17 protein-coding genes are annotated in these 16,285 nt (G+C 60.6%); 7 read left to right on the top strand and 10 right to left on the bottom strand.

The annotated features are described in order from the left end of the window. Nucleotides 1–107: 107 nt before the first annotated feature. The 3 genes from U9R80_RS21525 (at nt 108) to pdxH (ending at nt 2,990) form a co-directional block, all read left to right on the top strand. Nucleotides 108–1,253 carry a serine hydrolase domain-containing protein gene (locus U9R80_RS21525; protein ID WP_301841372.1) on the top strand — a complete coding sequence of 382 codons (1,146 nt, stop codon included), beginning with the start codon at nt 108–110 and terminating at the stop codon, nt 1,251–1,253. A 99-nt stretch (nt 1,254–1,352) separates the two neighbouring features. Continuing rightward, a complete protein-coding gene (locus tag U9R80_RS21520; protein WP_301841315.1) occupies nt 1,353–2,324 on the top strand; it encodes an OmpA family protein in 972 nt (323 codons plus the stop codon). Between the two features lie 18 nt (nt 2,325–2,342). Further along, the gene (gene pdxH / locus U9R80_RS21515) at nt 2,343–2,990 is read left to right on the top strand and encodes a pyridoxamine 5'-phosphate oxidase (protein ID WP_301841316.1); all 648 of its coding nucleotides are present in this window, start codon (nt 2,343–2,345) and stop codon (nt 2,988–2,990) included. Here pdxH and U9R80_RS21510 read toward each other — a convergent pair. Next, the gene (locus U9R80_RS21510; RefSeq protein ID WP_301841317.1) at nt 2,987–3,220 is read right to left on the bottom strand and encodes a hypothetical protein; all 234 of its coding nucleotides are present in this window, start codon (nt 3,218–3,220) and stop codon (nt 2,987–2,989) included. The genes pdxH and U9R80_RS21510 overlap by 4 nt on opposite strands. A gap of 148 nt (nt 3,221–3,368) precedes the next feature. Between U9R80_RS21510 and U9R80_RS21505 the strand changes: the two genes are divergently transcribed. Continuing rightward, nucleotides 3,369–3,833 carry a glycine zipper 2TM domain-containing protein gene (locus U9R80_RS21505; RefSeq protein ID WP_028943515.1) on the top strand — a complete coding sequence of 155 codons (465 nt, stop codon included), beginning with the start codon at nt 3,369–3,371 and terminating at the stop codon, nt 3,831–3,833. A gap of 70 nt (nt 3,834–3,903) precedes the next feature. On the opposite strand, the gene nhaA is transcribed toward U9R80_RS21505, so the two are convergent. Beyond that, the gene (gene nhaA / locus U9R80_RS21500; protein WP_301841319.1) at nt 3,904–5,082 is read right to left on the bottom strand and encodes a Na+/H+ antiporter NhaA; all 1,179 of its coding nucleotides are present in this window, start codon (nt 5,080–5,082) and stop codon (nt 3,904–3,906) included. Between the two features lie 220 nt (nt 5,083–5,302). Between nhaA and U9R80_RS21495 the strand changes: the two genes are divergently transcribed. Next, nucleotides 5,303–6,397, top strand: coding sequence for a PLP-dependent cysteine synthase family protein (locus U9R80_RS21495; RefSeq protein WP_301841321.1), 1,095 nt, complete (start codon nt 5,303–5,305; stop codon nt 6,395–6,397). Nucleotides 6,398–6,453: 56 nt separating this feature from the next. On the opposite strand, the gene U9R80_RS21490 is transcribed toward U9R80_RS21495, so the two are convergent. The 3 genes from U9R80_RS21490 to U9R80_RS21480 all read right to left on the bottom strand — a co-directional run bounded on the left by U9R80_RS21490 (nt 6,454) and on the right by U9R80_RS21480 (nt 9,518). Next, nucleotides 6,454–8,067 carry an NAD(P)/FAD-dependent oxidoreductase gene (locus U9R80_RS21490; RefSeq protein ID WP_301841322.1) on the bottom strand — a complete coding sequence of 538 codons (1,614 nt, stop codon included), beginning with the start codon at nt 8,065–8,067 and terminating at the stop codon, nt 6,454–6,456. Between the two features lie 106 nt (nt 8,068–8,173). Continuing rightward, the gene (locus U9R80_RS21485; protein ID WP_301841323.1) at nt 8,174–8,848 is read right to left on the bottom strand and encodes a COG3650 family protein; all 675 of its coding nucleotides are present in this window, start codon (nt 8,846–8,848) and stop codon (nt 8,174–8,176) included. Between the two features lie 70 nt (nt 8,849–8,918). Then, entirely contained in the window at nt 8,919–9,518 is a 600-nt protein-coding gene (locus tag U9R80_RS21480; RefSeq protein WP_301841324.1) for a short chain dehydrogenase, read from the bottom strand. 107 nt (nt 9,519–9,625) lie between these two features. Between U9R80_RS21480 and U9R80_RS21475 the strand changes: the two genes are divergently transcribed. Next, complete coding sequence (locus U9R80_RS21475; RefSeq protein WP_301841325.1) at nt 9,626–10,540, top strand: LysR family transcriptional regulator; 915 nt, start codon at nt 9,626–9,628, stop codon at nt 10,538–10,540. Between the two features lie 43 nt (nt 10,541–10,583). Here U9R80_RS21475 and U9R80_RS21470 read toward each other — a convergent pair whose 3' ends face one another. The 5 genes from U9R80_RS21470 to U9R80_RS21450 all read right to left on the bottom strand — a co-directional run bounded on the left by U9R80_RS21470 (nt 10,584) and on the right by U9R80_RS21450 (nt 15,584). Further along, complete coding sequence (locus U9R80_RS21470; protein ID WP_301841326.1) at nt 10,584–11,285, bottom strand: ABC transporter ATP-binding protein; 702 nt, start codon at nt 11,283–11,285, stop codon at nt 10,584–10,586. Beyond that, complete coding sequence (gene livG / locus U9R80_RS21465) at nt 11,286–12,053, bottom strand: high-affinity branched-chain amino acid ABC transporter ATP-binding protein LivG (protein WP_301841327.1); 768 nt, start codon at nt 12,051–12,053, stop codon at nt 11,286–11,288. Then, the gene (locus tag U9R80_RS21460; protein ID WP_301841329.1) at nt 12,050–13,306 is read right to left on the bottom strand and encodes a high-affinity branched-chain amino acid ABC transporter permease LivM; all 1,257 of its coding nucleotides are present in this window, start codon (nt 13,304–13,306) and stop codon (nt 12,050–12,052) included. The genes livG and U9R80_RS21460 overlap by 4 nt, the downstream gene beginning before the upstream one ends. Continuing rightward, on the bottom strand, nt 13,303–14,226 hold the full coding sequence (livH, locus tag U9R80_RS21455; protein WP_028943524.1) for a high-affinity branched-chain amino acid ABC transporter permease LivH: 924 nt from the start codon (nt 14,224–14,226) through the stop codon (nt 13,303–13,305). Before livH ends, U9R80_RS21460 begins: the two co-directional genes overlap by 4 nt. Nucleotides 14,227–14,453: 227 nt before the next feature. Then, nucleotides 14,454–15,584: a branched-chain amino acid ABC transporter substrate-binding protein gene (locus U9R80_RS21450; protein WP_301841332.1), complete on the bottom strand. Its 1,131-nt coding sequence runs from the start codon at nt 15,582–15,584 to the stop codon at nt 14,454–14,456. A 361-nt stretch (nt 15,585–15,945) separates the two neighbouring features. Here U9R80_RS21450 and U9R80_RS21445 point away from each other — a divergent pair, with 361 nt between their 5' ends. Further along, nucleotides 15,946–16,251, top strand: coding sequence for a DUF2288 domain-containing protein (locus U9R80_RS21445; protein WP_301841334.1), 306 nt, complete (start codon nt 15,946–15,948; stop codon nt 16,249–16,251). The last annotated feature ends 34 nt before the right edge of the window (nt 16,252–16,285 follow it).

Below are 16,285 nucleotides of genomic sequence, written 5' to 3'. Positions count from 1 at the left end.
ATCGCTTTTTGGGCAAGTAACTGCCTGACCGCTGTCTGTTCCCAAATCCGCCGCAGGCTGAAACAATGCACGCCATTTTCGGTGTTGGTGTATTCGGGAGCGGCTGGGTGCAGATTCAGGGTCATTACGAGCTTAAGTTCGAAGCAGTGCGCGAAGCCTTCGCGGCGTTGTTCGACGATCCTCAGGAGCGTGGTGCGGCGCTGTGTATCCAGGTCGGCGGCGAGACGGTCGTTGATCTCTGGTCGGGTACCGCCGACAAGGACGGGGCCGAAGCCTGGCACAGCGATACCATTGCCAACCTGTTTTCCTGCACCAAGGCCTTTGCCGCCGTCACCGCCCTGCAGCTGGTAGGCGAGGGCAAGCTGTCGCTGGACGCTCCGGTTGCCCGTTACTGGCCAGAGTTTGCCCAAGCCGGCAAGCAGGCCATTACCCTGCGCCAGCTGCTTTGCCATCAAGCCGGATTGCCGGCCATTCGTCAGTTGTTGAGCCCCGATTCTTTCTATGACTGGCAGACCATGGTCGACACCCTGGCCGCTGAAACGCCCTGGTGGACACCCGGGACCGCTCACGGTTATGCGGCGATCACCTACGGCTGGCTGATAGGCGAGTTGATTCGCCGCGCCGACGGGCGTGAGCCGGGTGAATCCATTGTTGCCCGCACGGCACGGCCATTGGGCCTGGATTTTCACATTGGCCTGGCCGATGACCAGTTCCACCGGGTGGCGCATATTGCCAGGGGCAAGGGCAACATGGGTGATGAAGCGGCCCAGCGCCTGCTGCACGTTACCCTGCGCGAGCCAGAGGCGCTGTCTACCCGTGCCTTTACCAACCCGCCAGGGATGCTGACCAGCACCAACAAGCCTGAGTGGCGGCGGATGCAACAGCCGGCGGCCAATGGCCACGGCAATGCCCGCGGCCTGGCCGGGTTCTACGCGGGGCTGCTCGACGGCAGTCTGCTGGAGTCCGAGCTGCTCGACGAGCTGACGCGCGAACACAGCCTGGGCGATGACAAGACGCTGTTGACCCGTACCCGTTTCGGCCTGGGCTGCATGCTTGACCAGCCGTCGGTAGCCAATGCCACCTTCGGCCTGGGCAGCAAGGCTTTCGGCCATCCGGGCGCGGGTGGGTCGGTCGGGTTTGCCGACCCTGAGCACGATGTGGCGTTCGGTTTCGTGACCAATACCCTGGGCCCTTATGTGCTGATGGACCCGCGGGCGCAGAAGCTGGTGCGGGTTCTGGGCAGTTGCCTTTGATCGGTTGACCCCGGTGTTGCCTGAACCCTTTGGCTATTCTGGATTCCAATGCTCAGCGCTTTTGAGCAGATTTTCTTTCATTTTCATGGTGTATCGCTGATGTCTTCACATAAAACCTTAGCCCTTGCCCTGTGCCTGACCATGACCGGTTGCGCGCAGCACTCTCAAAATGGCGCAGCGGATGGCGGGCTCAACTGGTGGCCCTTTGGCTCGGACAAGGTTGCCGACAAGGAAGTGAAGCAAGTAGTCACCGAGAAAGTGGTCAAGGCCGATGCCAAGTCGGAAAGCAGCAGCCGCTGGTGGTGGCCGTTCGGCGACAGCGCCAAGAGCAACACCGCTGCCGTACCGAAGATCGACCACAAGGCCACCCAGGCCTGGCTGGACAACTATGAGCCACGCCTGCGTGAAGCCATCAAGGACAGCAAGTTCGAGGTTGAGCGTCGTGAAGATGTGCTGATAGTCACCGTGCCGGTGGATTCATCCTACAACCCTGACCGCCCAGCCATGCTCCTGCCGGTGACGCTGGGCCCGATCACCCGGGTGGCCAAGGCCATCGAGACCGACAAGCAGACCGCCGTGCTGGTCCTGGGTCATGCCGATACCAGCGGCGCTGCCGCCCTCAATCAGAAACTCAGCCAGGAACGTGCGCAGTCGATTGCCGCGATCTTCCGCCTCAGCGGCCTGGAGCGTGATCGTCTGAATTTGCGGGGCATGGGCTCGGAAATGCCGCGTGCGGCCAATGACAGTGTTGAAGGTCGCGCCTTGAACCGTCGCGTAGAGATGGTACTGACGCCGCAAAACACCATGATTGCCTTGCTCGCCAAGTACAAGCAGCCAACTCCAAGCCCGGCAGCACTGGTCGCCGTGCAAGATGCCAAGGCGCCGGTCAAGGCGGCAGTGAAACCTGCAGCCAAGGCGCCAGCGAAAGCGGCGAGCACCGCCAAAAAAGCCGCCACAACCAAGACTGCGGCAGCCAAGAAGAAAGCCCCAGCCGCCAAGCCTGCAGCTAAAAAGCCTGCGCCGACGGCGAAGAAAGTGGCCGCCAACACCAGCCCTGCGAAGACCAACTGATCGTCAAGGAACGCAGTAATGACCCAGACCCTGGCCGATATGCGCCGCGACTACACCCGTGATGGCCTGGCTGAAGCCCAGGCCCCGGACGAACCCTTCGCGTTGTTTCGCCACTGGTTCGACGACGCGGTGAAAACCGAGCAGCCGCCGGTAGAAGCCAACGCCATGACTGTGGCGACCGTGGACGCTGACGGTCGCCCGCACTGCCGGATCCTCTTGCTCAAAGGCCTGGATGACAAAGGCTTCACCTTTTTCACCAATTACGAGAGCGCCAAGGGGCAGCAGCTGCAAGCCAATCCCAATGCCGCCATGACTTTCTTCTGGCCGGCCCTTGAGCGGCAGGTGCGCATCGAAGGCAAGGTAGTCAAGGTCAGCGCCAAGGAGTCGGATGACTATTACCAGGTGCGTCCGTTGGGCAGCCGCCTGGGGGCCTGGGCATCACCGCAGAGCCGGGTGATTGCGGGTCGCGAGGAGCTTGAGGCGCTGGTCACGGCCACCGAGCAGCGCTTCAGTGATACGCAGCCGCATTGCCCTGAGCACTGGGGCGGCTATCGCTTGCTGCCCGAGCGCGTCGAGTTCTGGCAGGGGCGCGCCAGCCGCCTGCACGACCGCCTCAATTACCGCTTGCAGGACGGCGCCTGGGTGCGCGAGCGCCTGGCGCCTTAATCGGTATATCCGGCGGCCTCGCGTTCCAGCCAGGCCGCCAACTCCCCGCGTTTGACCTTTTGCGCGCGCGCTTTGTCCAAGCACTCGAGCATGTAGGCTTTCTTGCGCTCATCCTTGCCGGCCATCGACAGCGCCAGGTCGCGGTCCATCCAGCGCCGGATGCGTACATACAACCACCAGTGAAAGTACAACCCTGCCACAGTCGTGACGACGACGATGAAGTAATCCATGACTATCCTTGCGCTAGACGTATTTACAGGCTGCATTCGATGAAACAGGCTGTATGGAAGCTGAATGGAAGCAATTTTACCCCGCCTCGGTCGTGACAGTCGTCAACGCGCGGAGTCTAATGAACACCTGACTTTTGGAGATCATCCTATGCGTAAATCTGTTTTGCTGTTGGCCAGCTTCACAACGATGTCGATGCTGCTCACTGGCTGCGCCTCGAGCCTGACCGGCGATAGCTACTCGCGCGACGAAGCCCGCCGTGTTCAGACCGTACGTATGGGTACCATTGAATCCCTGCGCCCCGTCAAGATCGAAGGCACCAAGACGCCAATCGGCGGCGGTGCCGGCGCCGTTGTCGGCGGTGTGGCCGGTAGCGCCATTGGTGGCGGGCGCGGCAGCATCGTCGCCGCTGTCATCGGTGCCGTGGCCGGTGGCTTGGCCGGTTCGGCCGCTGAAGAAGGCCTGACCCGCACCCAGGGCGTGGAAATCACCGTGCGTGAAGACGACGGCAGCATGCGTGCCTACGTCCAGGCCGTGCAGGAAAACGAGATCTTCCGCGTGGGTGAGCGGGTGCGCATCATGACCGTCGATGGCACCAGCCGGGTTTCGCACTGATACCCCAACGGCAATAAAAAAACCCCGACTCGGCAGTGCCGGTCGGGGTTTTTTATCGCCTGATTTTTGCTCAGGCGGTGACAGCTTTGCGGCTGGCCAGCGCGGTGATGGTGTAGCCGATCAGGGCGGCAAGAATGGAGCCGGTGAGAATGCCCATGCGGTCCATACCGGCGTACTCGCTGCTGCCGGGCACGAACGCCAGGGAGCCCACGAACAGGCTCATGGTGAAGCCGATGCCACACAGGATCGCCACGCCCAGCACCTGGCCCCAGTTGGCGTTGGCGGGGAGGGCGGCGATGCCCAGCTTGACCGACATCCAGGTCAGGCCGAATACCCCGATGGTCTTGCCCAGCAGCAAGCCCACGGCGATGCCCATAGGCACATGGTGAGTGAAGCTTTCAAGCGTGACACCGGCCAGCGATACACCAGCGTTGGCGAAGGCAAACAAGGGCAGGATGCCGTAAGCGACCCACGGGTGCAGGGCGTGCTCCAGCGTCATCAGGGGAGAGGGCTCGGCATTGCGGGTTCGCAATGGGATACACAGGGCCAGGGTGACGCCGGCGAGGGTGGCATGCACACCACTCTTGAGCACGCAGACCCAGAGGATCAGGCCAATCACCATATAAGGCCCCAGCTTGACCACGCCCAGCCGGTTCATGGCGATCAGGGCCAACAGGCAAGCGCCCGCCAGCATCAACGACAAGGTCGACAACTCACTCGAGTAGAACAGGGCGATGACGATGATTGCACCCAGGTCATCAATGATCGCCAGGGTCATCAGGAACAGCTTCAGCGACACCGGCACCCGCTTGCCCAGCAGGGCCAGTACACCCAGGGCAAAGGCGATGTCGGTGGCCATCGGAATGGCCCAGCCAGCGGTAGCGCTCGGGTCGTCCTTGTTCAGGAACCAGTAGATCAGTGCCGGGACGACCATGCCGCCAATGGCGGCTGCCCCGGGCAGGACGATTTGCGAAGGCTTGGACAGGTGGCCTTCGACCACCTCGCGCTTGACCTCAAGGCCGATCAGCAGGAAGAACAGCGCCATCAAGCCGTCGTTGATCCACAGCAGCAAAGGCTTGGCGATTTTCAGTGCGCCAATCTGGGCGACCACGGGGACATCCAGCAGGCCGTTGTACAAGTACGACAACGGCGAGTTATTGATGATCAGGGCCAGGGCAGCTGCAGCAATCAGTAATAGACCGCTGGCAGCTTCCAACTGAAAGAAACGTGTGAAAGTGCTACGCAGCAAGGGTGATCTCCATCCTGAGGTTTCTAATAGGGCGACACCCTACCGTGAGCAGATATTCTTTAAAACAAAAAACATATTCGCTTTTGTTATAAGTGATGGCGATCCTGCCTCATGCAGCCTAGCAGTTGTATCGAAATATTTAGTGCGGCTGTATCTGTTAGCTTTTGCCGGGGTTTCCTACCATGATCCCTTGCATTTTGATCTTTTCCGGGACAGGACCATGACTGATCACCGCCTCTGGGCACGCGAAGCCATCCGTATCATTGAGGCTGACTTTCAGCGCAGTGCCGATACCCACCTGATCCCGCTGCCTCTGCCCGGGTTTCCCGGCGTCGACTTGTATTTCAAGGACGAGTCCAGTCACCCCACGGGTAGCCTCAAGCATCGTCTGGCGCGTTCGTTGTTTCTCTACGCCTTGTGCAATGGTTGGTTGCGCCCCGGTGCGCCCGTGATCGAAGCCTCCAGTGGATCGACGGCGATTTCCGAAGCCTACTTTGCGCGCTTGCTCGGTGTGCCCTTCATTGCCGTGGTGCCCGCCAGTACCTCTCAGGAAAAGATTGCCCAGATCGCCTTTTATGGCGGCCAGAGTCACCTGGTCGATGATCCGACGCAGATCTACGCCGAGTCCGAGCGCCTGGCGCGAGAAAGTGGCGGGCACTTCATGGACCAGTTCACCTACGCCGAGCGCGCTACCGACTGGCGTGCCAACAACAATATCGCCGAGTCGATCTACAGCCAGATGCGCTTCGAGCGCCATCCAGAGCCGAGCTGGCTGATTTCCAGCCCCGGTACGGGTGGCACCACGGCAACCCTGGGGCGCTATGTGCGTTATCGCCAGCACACCACCCGGGTACTGTGTGCCGATGCCGAGCGGTCGGTATTTTTCGACAGCTACAAGAGCGGTGATCGCACCTTGCAGCTTGATTGCGGCTCACGGATCGAAGGCATTGGCCGTCCACGGGTAGAGGCATCGTTCCTGCCCCATGTCATCGATGCGATGGTCAAGGTGCCGGATGCTCTGTCGCTGGCAGCCATGCACTACCTCGCTGAGCGCCTGGGGCGGCGAGTGGGAGGCTCGAGCGGTACCAACCTGATCGGTGCGTTGATCGCGGCACGGCAGATGCGTACGGCCGGGGAGACTGGCTCGATCGTGGCGATACTCTGTGATGGCGGTGATCGCTATGCGACCAGCTATTACGACCAGGACTGGCTGACGAGACAGGGGTATCAGTTGCGGGAGGGGATCGAGGCGGTGACGGCGTGCGTCGAGCGGGGCGAGGCGCTACCCGAGTCGATCTTGTGTGCGGGGATTTGAAATCATCGCGGGGCAAGCCCGCTCCTGTAGGAGCGGGCTTGCCCCGCGATAACCATTTACTGCTCCAGACCCAGCATGCTGCGGGCTACGGCCTCGGCAATGCGAATTCCGTCGACACCCGCCGACAGGATTCCGCCCGCGTAACCAGCACCTTCACCAGCCGGGAACAGGCCCTTGAGGTTCAGGCTCTGCATGCTCGCATCGCGGGTGATGCGCAGCGGTGACGAGGTGCGGGTTTCGATGCCGGTCAGTACCGCATCGTGCAGGTTGTAACCTTTGATCTGCCGATCGAAGGCCGGCAACGCCTCACGTATGGCTTCGATGGCAAAGTCCGGCAGGCTCGGGGCCAGGTCGCCCAGGTTGACGCCCGGTTTGTACGACGGCTCGACACTGCCCAGGGCGGTAGACGGCCTGCCAGCGACAAAGTCGCCCACCAATTGGGCCGGTGCCTGGTAGTTGCTGCCACCGAGCACATAGGCGTGGGATTCGAGTTTTTCCTGCAGTTCGATACCGGCCAGTGGACCGCCCGGGAAGTCTTGCTCGGGGGTGATACCGACGACGATGCCCGAGTTGGCATTACGCTCGTTACGCGAGTACTGGCTCATGCCGTTGGTGACTACCCGGCCTGGCTCGCTGGTGGCCGCTACCACAGTGCCGCCCGGGCACATGCAGAAGCTGTAGACGGAGCGTCCGTTCTTGGCGTGGTGCACCAGTTTGTAGTCTGCCGCGCCCAGTTTCGGGTGCCCGGCGTACTTGCCCAGGCGCGCCTGGTCGATCAGCGACTGTGGGTGCTCGATGCGGAAACCAATGGAGAACGGCTTGGCTTCCATGAACACGCCGCGGGCGTGCAGCATGCGGAAGGTGTCGCGGGCGCTGTGGCCCAGGGCCATGATCACGTGGCGCGAGTTCAGCTGTTCGCCGCTTTCCAGCACTACGCCATGGAGCTGGCCGTCGTCCATCAGCAGGTCGGTGACTTTCTGCTCGAAGCGCACTTCACCGCCCAGCGCATGAATCTCATGACGCATGTTCTCGACCATGCCGGTCAGGCGGAAGGTGCCGATGTGTGGCTTGTTGACGTAGAGAATCTCGTCCGGCGCACCGGCCTTGACGAACTCGTGCAGCACTTTGCGGCCATGGTGCTGCGGGTCTTTGATCTGGCTGTAGAGCTTGCCATCGGAGAAGGTACCGGCGCCGCCTTCACCGAACTGCACGTTCGACTCGGGGTTGAGCACGCTCTTGCGCCACAGGCCCCAGGTGTCCTTGGTACGTTGGCGCACTTCCTTGCCGCGTTCGAGGATGATCGGCTTGAAGCCCATCTGTGCCAGCAGCAGGCCGGCGAAGATCCCGCACGGTCCGAAGCCAACCACGATCGGACGCTCCTGCAGGTCGGCAGGTGCCTGGCCGACCACCTTGTAGCTGACGTCCGGCGCGACATTGACGTTGTGGTCGTCGGCGAACGTGCGCAGCAGCTCGGCTTCGTTGCTGACGTTCAGGTCGATGGTGTAGATGAACAGCAGTTCGCTGTTCTTCTTGCGCGCGTCATAGCTGCGCTTGAACAGGGTGAAGTCCAGCAACTGCTCGTCGCTGATCCCCAGGCGTTGCACGATTGCCTCGCGCAGGGCTTCATCAGGATGATCCAGCGGCAGCTTCAGTTCGGTGATTCGTAACATGGCAGGGTCCAGTATCCCGGCCATGAACGGCCGGCGGCTTTACACAAACCGCCAAGTATAAGCTGTTCGCCGCCGTTGCAGGCAGGAGAAACGCGTGCGCCGATGATCAGTCGTTGCGTGCGCCGCCGTAATAAGCACAACCGCGCAGGGTCTGGCCATCGACACGCAACTCGGCCATCAAGTGCTGCACGCCGCCGGTGGCGATATCGACGCAGCGCTGTGGGGCGACCCAGAGTTCCACGCGCTGGCCGTTGGCTTCGGTGCTGAGGCTGAAGCGACCGTCGGGCAACTGCTCTTCCAGGTAGGGCACTGCGAGGGACGGCTGGCCGGGACGGTCCAGGACCATGCCCTTGCCGCTGGCCTTAAGGTTCCAGTCCGGTTCGTGGCCGCTCGCGCGCAGGGTCAGGCGCTTGAAGTTGGGGTCGCTGCAGGCACTGTTGGAGTGCTCGACCCGGTACAGCCGCTGCACGTTCAACTGGCCGTCGTTGCCGGCTTTCTGGCTGGTGGACAGCGTGCCGTTGATATCGGCGAACAGCGTACCCGGCTCATCGGCCAGGTCCGCTGCTTCCTGCAGAATGCCGGTGTTGCCTGCATCGAACACGGCAAAATGGCGATTTTCCGTGCAGGGCTTGAACAGCAACTGGCCACCTTGTGCGCTCAACTCGCCCTGCATCCGGGTCATGCCAACGCTTGAGGCGGCCTGGGGTTTATCGGCCAGCATCTGGCAGCCGGCAAACAGCGGCAACAAGGCGACAAGCAACAGCGAAGGGGCGGCACGCATCGAGCAAACTCCAGAGTCTCTACCAAAAGGTGCCGCCACGTTACGCAGGCTCGGCGCCGATCACAAGGCCTCAGCCCACATGATAGGTCTGGCCGGTCTGCAGACCTTCGACGCTCTTGGCATAGGCCAGTGCCACCTCGGCGGCCGGGACGGGTTTGAATCCGCGAAAGTACGGTGCGTAGGCCGGCATCGCCTCGACCAGCACATTGGGGCTGATGGAGTTGACCCGCAAGCCGCGCGGCAACTCGATGGCCGCCGCCTTGACGAAGGCATCGATGGCGCCGTTCACCAGGCTCGCCGAGGCGCCGGTACGGATCGGGTCATGGCTGGTGACGCCGGTGGTGAAGGTGAACGAGCCACCGTCGTTGATGAATTCCCGGCCAATCAGTAGCAGGTTCACCTGGCCCATGAGCTTGTCGCCAAGGCCCAGGGCGAACTGTGCTTCGGTCATTTCCGCCAGTGGGGCGAAGGTCACGTTGCCGGCGGCGCAGACCAGGGCATCGAAGCGGCCGGTCTGCTCGAACAGGCGGCGAATCGACGCGCTGTCGCTGATATCCACCTGGTAGTCACCGCTGCTGCGACCGATACGAATCACTTCATGGCGTTGTTCCAGTTCCTTGGCTACCGCTGAACCAATAGTGCCGCTGGCGCCGATCAACAGGATTTTCATAGAACCGTTCCTTGCAGGTTGGGAGGACAAGGCTCAAGTCTAGGGTGGATTTTTGTGCAGATAAGCGTGCTAATAGGCAACCTTTGGTTTTCATATGGAAACAATCCATGAGCGACCTGGACGACCTGGCGGCCTTTGCCGTTTTGATGGATGCCGGTAGCTTCACCCAGGCTGCCCAGCAACTGGGCTGGAGCAAGGGGCAGTTGTCCAAGCGCATCAGTGCGTTGGAGGCCAGTCACTCGGTCAAGTTGTTGCACCGCACAACGCGCCGCCTGAGCCTGACCGCCGCGGGGGCCATGCTGTTGCCCCAGGCCCAGGCGCTGGTACGTCAAATGGAGGGGGCCCGTCAGACCCTGTCCATGCTCAGGGACGAACTGGCAGGCCCGGTGCGCATCACCGTACCGGTGTCATTGGGAGAGACTTTTTTTGAAGGACTGTTACTGGAGTTCGCCTCGGCCTACCCCGACCTTCAAGTGGAGCTCGAATTGAACAATGGCTACCGTGACTTGCTAGGGGATGGCTTCGACCTGGCCATTCGCACCGAGGTCCAGGACGATGCGCGATTGGTGGCACGCCCGGTGCTGGCGATGCAGGAGCTGACCTGTGCCAGCCCGGCCTATGTTCAGCGGTATGGGCAGCCGGACACACCTGCGCAACTGAGCAGCCATCGTTGCTTGCTCAACAGTCACTACAGTGGTCGCGAGGAGTGGTTGTATCACCAGCACCATGAATTGGTGCGAGTACAGGTTGGCGGCAGTTTTGCCAGCAATCATTACAGCCTGCTGAAGAAAGCCGCGTTGCTGGGGGCGGGGATTGCCAGGTTGCCTTCCTACATGGTGCATGGGGAACTGGCGCAAGGGCGATTGCTGTGGCTATTGCATGACTATCAGACGCGCAGCGTTCCGCTGTTCCTCGTGCATCCCTATCAAGGGGCGATGCCCAAGCGGGTTCAGGTGCTTGCCGACTACCTGATGCGCTGGTTCAAAAACGTAGGAGCGGGCTTGCCCCGCGATGCGAAGTGACTATCGAATCACTCTCGCAGGGCAAGCCCGCTCCTACAGTGGGTCAACCTCCCAGGTAAGCGTCGCGTACCTTTGGATCGGTCAGCAGGGCTTCACCCGTGCCCTGCATCACCACCCGGCCGTTTTCCAGTACATAGGCACGGTCGGCGATCTTCAAGGCCTGGTTGGCGTTCTGCTCGACCAGGAAGACCGTTACACCATCACGACGCAGTTGTTCGATGATGTCGAAGATCTGCTGGATGATGATCGGCGCCAGGCCCAGTGACGGCTCGTCAAGCAACAGCAGCTTGGGTTTGCTCATCAGCGCCCGGCCGATGGCCAGCATCTGCTGCTCGCCACCGGACATGGTACCGCCACGCTGGGTGAAGCGCTCCTTCAGGCGCGGGAACAGGTGCAGGACCTTATCCATCTGTTCCTGGAAGTCGCCCTTGTCGGTAAAAAAGCCACCCATGGCCAGGTTCTCTTCCACCGTCAGGCGGGCGAACACCCGGCGCCCCTCGGGTACCACGGCAATGCTCTTGCGCATGATGTGCGAGGACGGTTGGCCGACCAGCTCTTCACCCAGGTACTTGATGCTGCCGCTGTGGGCCTGGGGAGAGCCACAGAGGGTCATCAGCAAGGTGGATTTGCCCGCGCCGTTGGCACCGATCAAGGTGACGATCTCACCCTGGCGGATCTCGACGTTGACGCTGTGCAGCGCCTGGATCTTGCCGTAGAAGGTGGAAACGTTTTCAAACTGCAGCATTTACGCTTCCCCCAGGTAGGCTTTGATCACTTCAGGGTTGTCACGGATCTGTTCCGGGGTTCCGTCAGCCAGGGGCGTGCCCTGGTTGATGACCACGATGTGGTCGGAGATGCTCATGACCAGCTTCATGTCGTGCTCGATCAGCAGCACCGTGACGTTGTGTTCCTCACGCAGCAGGCTGATCAGGGCCTTGAGGTCTTCGGTCTCCTTCGGGTTCAGGCCGGCGGCCGGTTCGTCGAGCATGAGGATCCGCGGGCGGGTCATCATGCAGCGGGCGATTTCCAGGCGTCGTTGCTGACCGTAGGCCAGGGTTCCGGCGGTACGGTTGGCGAACTCGGTGAGGTTGACCTTGTCCAGCCAGAACTGCGCGAAGTCCATGGCCTCGCGCTCGCTACGACGGAACGCCGGCGTCTTGAACAGGCCGGCGAAGAAGTTGGTGTTCAGGTGACGATGCTGGGCAATCAGCAGGTTTTCCAGTGCGGTCATGTCTTTGAACAGGCGCACGTTCTGGAAGGTCCGTACCACACCCTTGCGGGCAATCTCGTGGCCAGCCAGGCCCTGGATCGGTTGGCCATCCAGCAGGATGGTGCCGGCACTCGGCTTGTAGAAGCCGGTCAGGCAGTTGAACACTGTGGTCTTGCCGGCCCCGTTAGGGCCGATCAAGGCCACCACTTCCTTTTCCTTGACGGTCAGGGCCACGCCGTTGACCGCCAACAAGCCGCCGAAGCGCATGCTCAGGCCGCTGACTTGCAGAATTTCGCGGCTCATCGACGCAGCTCCATGTGAGGACGTTGCATAGGCAGCAGGCCTTGCGGACGCCAGATCATCATCAACACCATCAATGCCCCGAACATCAACATGCGGTATTCGCTGAATTCACGCATGAGTTCGGGCAGCAGGATCATCACGATGGCCGCGAGAATCACGCCCAACTGAGAACCCATGCCGCCAAGCACGACGATGGCGAGGATGATCGCCGATTCGATGAAGGTGAACGACTCCGGGGTCACCAGGCCCTGGCGAGCGGCAAAGAAGCTACCGGCGAAACCGGCGAAGCAGGCACCCAGGGTGAACGCCGAGAGCTTGATCACGGTTGGGTTCAGACCCAGTGCGCGGCAGGCGATCTCGTCTTCACGCAGTGCTTCCCAGGCGCGACCGATCGGCATGCGCAGCAGACGGTTGATCACGAACAAGGCGAGCAAGGCCAGCAACAAGGCAACCAGGTAGAGGAAGATGACCTTGTTGATCGAGTTGTATTGCAGGCCGAAGAACTCGTGGAAGGTCTGCATGCCCTCGGCCGCGCGGCGCTCGAAGGTGAGGCCGAAGAAGCTCGGCTTCTCGATGTTGCTGATGCCGTTCGGGCCACCGGTCAGGCCAGTGAGGTTACGCAGGAACAGACGAATGATCTCACCGAAGCCCAGGGTCACGATGGCCAGGTAGTCACCGCGCAGACGCAGTACCGGGAAGCCGAGCAGGAAGCCGAAGGTGGCCGCCATCATGCCGGCGATCGGCAGGCAGATCCAGAATCCCCAGCCAAAGTAGTGCGACAGCAGGGCATAGCTGTAGGCGCCGACGGCGTAGAAGCCGACGTAGCCCAGGTCGAGCAGCCCGGCAAGGCCCACCACGATGTTCAGGCCCAGGCCCAGCAACACGTAGATCAGGATCAGGGTGGCGATATCGACTGCGCCGCGTGAACCGAAGAATGGCCACACCAGTGCAACCACGATCAGGCCCAGGATGATCCAGCGCTGGGTCTTGGGCAGGGTCAGGAAGTTGCTCACGGCCGGCGAGATCAGCTTGCGGTCCGAGCGGGTGCGCATCACTGCGCTCCACTGTTTGTCGAACAGCACACGCAGGAACATCAGTACCGAACACACGGCGATGATCGTGAGGGTGAAGGCCCCCTGGCTATGGACGATCAGTCGGATGCCATCGATGCTGAGCTTCAGGCCAAGCACCGGGAAGGCCACGGCCCAGACCAGCAAGGCGGCGAAAAACGCCTGTTTGAGATTCTTGTTCATACTTTCTCAACCTCCGGACGGCCGAGAATGCCGGTCGGACGGAACAACAGCACCAGGACCAAGAGGCCGAAGGCCACCACGTCCTTGTACTGGTCACCGAAGATATCGGCACCAAAGGCTTCAGCCACCCCCAGCACCAGGCCGCCGAGCATGGCGCCCGGAATACTGCCGATACCGCCCAATACAGCCGCGGTAAAGGCCTTCAGGCCCACCAGGAAACCGGCGTTGGGGTTGATCACCCCGTACTGCATGCTCAGCAGCACGGCCGCCACGGCTGCCAGGGCAGCACCGATGACGAAGGTCAGGGCGATGATGTTGTTGGTGTTGATGCCAAGCAGGTTGGCCATCTTGATGTCTTCTGCGCAGGCCCGGCAGGCCCGGCCCAGACGCGAACGCGAGATGAACAGGGTCAGTCCGGTCATGGCCACCAGAGTGACGACGAACACCAGGATCTGCATGTAGGAGATCAGCACTTCCTCTGCGCCGCCCGGTCCGAAAGAGATGCTCCCTGGGATCAGGTTGGGGATGGACTTGTCCTTGGAGTCCTGGGATAGCAATACGGTGTTCTGCAGGAAAATCGACATACCAATGGCAGAAATCAGCGGGATCAACCGGTTGCTGTTACGCAGCGGCCGGTAGGCGACCCGCTCGATACTGTAGCCATAGGCACTGGTCACGAAGATCGTTGCGACGAAGGCGACGGTCATCAATATCGGCAGTGAGTCGATACCCATCATGGCCAGCCCGGCAAGGGCAATGAAGGCCACGTAGGAACCGATCATGTAGACCTCGCCATGGGCGAAGTTGATCATTCCAATGATGCCGTAAACCATTGTGTAGCCAATGGCTATCAAGGCATAGGTGCTGCCAATGGTCAGGCCATTAACCAGCTGTTGGAAGAAGTGATAGATCTCAGGCATTACAGCGCTCCTAAAAACCTGGTACGCATTTCACTGGTGGGGTATTCCCGGCTCGGTCTTGTGGTCTTGAGCCACTTCGACACAGGCACTGTCAGCGAACCGCTGGTGACGGTTTTAAGATTTTCAGGTGAACCTGCTCCCGGATCGCGGGAATCAGGCCCATGAACCTCGTAAAACAAAGCCCACTGCTCGCACAGTGGGCTTAGTAGTCATGTAGTCAGACGGAATTACTGAGGAGAAACTTCGGTTTTAGGTTTGCCGAAATGCCATTCGTAGACCACGAATTTGAAGTCTTTCAGGTCGCCCTTGTCGTCGAACGACAGGTCGCCAGTCGGGGTCTTGAAGGTGCCTTTGTGGATTTCTGCCGCGACTTTTTCTGCATCGTCGCTGCTACCGGCAGCCTTGATGCCATCGGCGATCAGCTGGACAGCCGAGTAGGCAGGGAACACGAACGGGCCGCTTGGGTCCTTGCCGTCAGCCTTGATCGCTTCAACGATGGCCTTGTTCGCAGGGTCGGCATCGAAGGACTTCGGCAGGGTGACCAGCAGGCCTTCGGAGGCGTTCTGGGCGATCTGCGAGATGGAGTCGTTGCCGACGCCTTCTGGGCCCATGAACTTGGCGTTCAGGCCTTTTTCCTTGGCCTGACGCAGGATCAGGCCCAGCTCTGGGTGGTAGCCGCCGTAGTAGACGAAGTCGACGTTGTTCTGCTTGAGCTTCTGGATGATGGACGAGAAGTCCTTGTCACCGGCGTTCAGGCCTTCGAAGACGGCAACCTTGGTGCCTTTGTCTTCCAGAGTCTTCTTCACGGCAGTGGCGATGCCTTCACCGTACTGCTGCTTGTCGTGCAGGACTGCAACCACTTTCGGTTTGACGTGATCGGCAATGTAGTTGCCTGCAGCCGGGCCCTGGGCGCTGTCCAGACCGATGGTGCGGAAGATCAGCTTGTAGCCACGGGCGGTGATTTCCGGGCTGGTGGCGGCGGGGGTGATCATGATCACGCCTTCATCTTCATAGATGTCGGACGCAGGTTGGGTGGAGCTGGAGCACAGGTGGCCGATTACGAACTTGACGCCATCGTTGACCACTTTGTTGGCGACTGCCACGGCCTGTTTAGGGTCGCACGCATCATCGTATTCCTTGGCTTCAAGCATCTTGCCGTCGACACCGCCCTTGGCGTTGATGTCTTTGATGGCTTGTTTGGCACCAATGAACTGCATGTCGCCGTACTGAGTCACCGGACCTGTTTTCGGGCCGGCGATGCCGATCTTGATAGTGTCGGCTGCAAACGAATGGCTGGCAACCCCGGCCAGAACCATTGCGGCAAACAGCTTGGAAATCTGCTTAGTAGCCTTACTCATAATGCTCCACTCATTCTGTTGTAATTTTTATAGTCCTGGCGGCCAGCGCATGAGGACCGGATCAGGTTCCGTAGGAGGCCACGCCTCGTCACGGTCCCGGACTGCTCCGATTTTGCCCTGGCAACTGTACCGGTACAGTGTAGAGCGCCGCTTTGTCGCTTGAAAAGCAGGCCCGCTGAGGCAAATTCGGAGCATGTCGCTTAATTGACAGAAACTTACAGTAAAGCGGCTAGGCCCAGCCCAATTCACGCGGAAAGTCGCCGCTTTCCAGTTGTTTTCTCTCAATTATTTCTTTGAAACCGGGTTTTTCTGCAAAAATACCGACCTCTTACAGTAGTCGAATTATTTCTGGCAGGAACCCATGACTGATCAACCAAGCACCCTCTATGCCAAGCTGCTCGGCGAGACCGCAGTAATCGAGTGGAAAGCCCTGGAGCGTTTTTGGGCCAAAGGTGACCTGATTTGGGTCGACACGTCCCTGGACCTGATTGAAGTTGCACAGGCGATGGCCGAGAACCGTAGCGAAACCGTGGCCGCATGGCGTAATGCTGGCACGGTGGGCGCCGTTACTGCAGAGCAGGCGCTAGACCTTCAGAGCCGCGATCCAGAGATCTGGGCAGTGGTGGTTTCACCGTTCATCGTGATTCAGGTGAAGAAACCTGAGTGAGCGTGCCCGAAATTGGTGCGTGAAAACGCACAGG

Source organism: Pseudomonas sp. JQ170C (assembly GCF_035581345.1).
In the GTDB taxonomy this organism is placed as follows: domain Bacteria; phylum Pseudomonadota; class Gammaproteobacteria; order Pseudomonadales; family Pseudomonadaceae; genus Aquipseudomonas.
This window is presented reverse-complemented; position numbering and strand designations above follow the sequence as displayed.